Consider the following 1,798-nt stretch of genomic DNA (forward strand, 5'->3'; position numbering starts at 1 on the left):
CCATTAACACTGTGTATAAGCAATAGCGGCTACGTGCTGGATCCGAAAATAATTTTATAAATTTAAAGTCTGTTTAAGGGCGAAAGTTTTGGGGGAAATCCCGCTACTGCCCATACACAACACGTTACCTTTAATTAAAAACCGAAATCAGAACTAATGAAAATAATTTCGACAAACATAGGAAAACCAACTAAATTCATTTGGAAAGGGAAAGAAGAAATTACTGGTATTTATAAAAAACCTACAAATAAGCCGATATATTTAACAAAAAATGATGTAATTAGCGATGAAATTTCTAATAGACTGAATCACGGTGGATATTATAAAGCTTGTTATTTATTTTCCTCAGAACAATATCCATATTGGAAAAATTTATATCCAAATCTTGATTGGAATTGGGGAATGTTTGGAGAAAATCTAACTGTTTCGGGCTTTGACGAGAGAAAAGTATATTTAGGAGATATTTATAAAGTTGGAGAAACTGTAGTACAAATTTCACAGTACAGAGAACCTTGTTATAAGTTCGGACATAAATTTGGAACTCAAAAAGTGCTTAAACAATTTATACAACACGGATTTGGAGGAACGTATTTAAGTCTTTTAGAAGAAGGTTATGTTGATATTAATGATGAATTTGTTTTAATTGAACGTCCAAAAATTAGTTTAACGGTGTCAGAATTATTTCATTTAGTTCATTCAAAGGAAAAAAATCAGGAATTATTAAAAATTGCGATAGAAAGTAAAGCAATTCCACCAAAAAAAAGAATGCTATTAAGTGAGTATCTAAAATAGACTTTTGAAAGAGTAATAAAAAAACTAAAGGTAACACCGTATAAAATTAATTGCTGGTTTTAGCTTATTTACGAAAATTCTCGCAGACTTTAAATCTGTGTTTTATTTACTAACTTTAGTGCTTAAAATACGCAACTAACCTTATACAAATACGTGAGCCATTTGACCAAAAAACCGAGAAATTCATATGAAAATAAAACCAAATGCAGCTTCTAATGAACTCTCATCGCCATTTTATTTAATAAATAAAAAATTTTGCTCGGATTTTGAAAATTATATTGCGAACAAAAATGGTAAAGTGAAAGGCAATTATAACGCTTGGTCTTATCTGATTTTCGGAAAGATTAATTCACCAAAAAATTGGACTTTGATGTATAAGAAGTCAACATTCACTTCAGGGAATTTATTGCTTTCATCTAAATGTCAAAATTTATTAGTTCTTGCCGAATGGGAAACTGAAAGAAAGGGAACTCATAATTCAGAATTTGAAATCAGGAGAAAATCATCAACAGATTTTTTCAGAAAAATTGTAAATAAATCTTTATCTGATTTGGACTTATCTGACAAATATGTATTGGAAATCAAAAATGCTAAATCACCACTAATTTTTAAATTGACCAGTATATTAAAAAGCCTATTTTTATCTGGAGAAATTTATAAAATTGAGCATCGGAATGACAAACTAAAAATCGAAATGAGAACTGAAAAACACCATTTCGAAATATTTGATAAATTAATAATGGAAATATAGAAAAACGGCTCACAACAATGTGTATAAGCAATGGCTTGTTCTCGCCTACTTGGAAAATCCTGCGGATTTTCCAGTGGTAAGTACCTGTTTGCCATTGTCCGTGTCGAACCACGCCACTGCTCATACACTAAACGTTAGCAGCAACCTAAAAAAAATGAAAACTATACTGACAATTTTAATTTTTATTACAATTAGTTGCTATGGACAAGATAAAGTGACGGGAATATATTCTTACTCAAGAGAACATTTTTCTGA

At 30.1% G+C, this 1,798-nt stretch carries 2 protein-coding genes; both read left to right on the plus strand.

Features of this window, described 5'->3' with window-relative positions:
* The first annotated feature begins 156 nt into the window (after positions 1–156).
* Complete coding sequence (locus ESV24_RS15130; RefSeq protein ID WP_146951086.1) at positions 157–792, plus strand: MOSC domain-containing protein; 636 nt, start codon at positions 157–159, stop codon at positions 790–792.
* A gap of 187 nt (positions 793–979) precedes the next feature.
* Positions 980–1,543, plus strand: a complete 564-nt coding sequence (locus ESV24_RS15135; protein ID WP_146951087.1) for a hypothetical protein — start codon at positions 980–982, stop codon at positions 1,541–1,543.
* Positions 1,544–1,798: the final 255 nt, after the last annotated feature.

Origin of the sequence: Aequorivita lipolytica (genome assembly GCF_007997135.1) — a bacterium.
Taxonomy (GTDB): Bacteria; Bacteroidota; Bacteroidia; order Flavobacteriales; family Flavobacteriaceae; genus Aequorivita; species Aequorivita lipolytica.

What these genes read in the sequence shown, in the direction of transcription:
- ESV24_RS15130 (WP_146951086.1), top strand. Translation starts at nt 157, where the DNA reads ATGAAAATAATTTCGACAAACATAGGAAAACCAACTAAATTCATTTGG.
- ESV24_RS15135 (WP_146951087.1), top strand. Translation starts at nt 980, where the DNA reads ATGAAAATAAAACCAAATGCAGCTTCTAATGAACTCTCATCGCCATTT.